At 29.4% G+C, this 514-nt stretch carries 1 protein-coding gene; it reads right to left on the bottom strand.

Annotation, left to right across the window (positions count from 1 at the left end; genetic code table 11):
- Nucleotides 1-88: 88 nt before the first annotated feature.
- On the bottom strand, nucleotides 89-514 hold a 426-nt coding region (locus WHS63_RS13230), incomplete at its 5' end, for a hypothetical protein (RefSeq protein WP_445205528.1).

Below are 514 nucleotides of genomic sequence, written 5' to 3'. Positions count from 1 at the left end.
CCCACGTTAAAAACATACTAAATTACTAAAAACTTTCGTATCTGCATCATCAGCCCCAGTAGGCTAAACCACCTGTTAGCAAACGTATTTATTTTATTTCTCTATATTCGAGTTTGGATTCAACAAACTCAAGTAATTTCTCATATTCGTCTCCTTCGGTTTCGTTTTTTTCAAATAAGTAGGATTCAATTAGAGAATTATTGAGAGCTATCACTAAATAACCTTTGTATATTGAGTAATATTTAAAAACCGACCAATTAAATTCAATTTTTTTCTCATTATCCCAATACTTAATAGATTCTTCTGAGAATTCATAAGTACATTCCAGTTTAATTGTATCGTATTTCTCAGCAATTTCATCAATCGTGCGTTTGTATTTTCTTTTAGAAAAAATTCTAACATAAAATAGAAATAATGCTATAAATGCAAATACAAAACCTATTACTATAAAAGGGTTTGTTGTGTCTTCATCTAGACTGGCTATAATTCCAAGTGTAATTAGGATTAACGAAGC

This window comes from Tenuifilum sp., assembly GCF_037481895.1.
GTDB lineage: Bacteria > Bacteroidota > Bacteroidia > Bacteroidales > Tenuifilaceae > Tenuifilum > Tenuifilum osseticum.
Note: the sequence above shows the minus strand (reverse complement) of the source record. Positions and strands in the feature narration are given on the sequence as shown.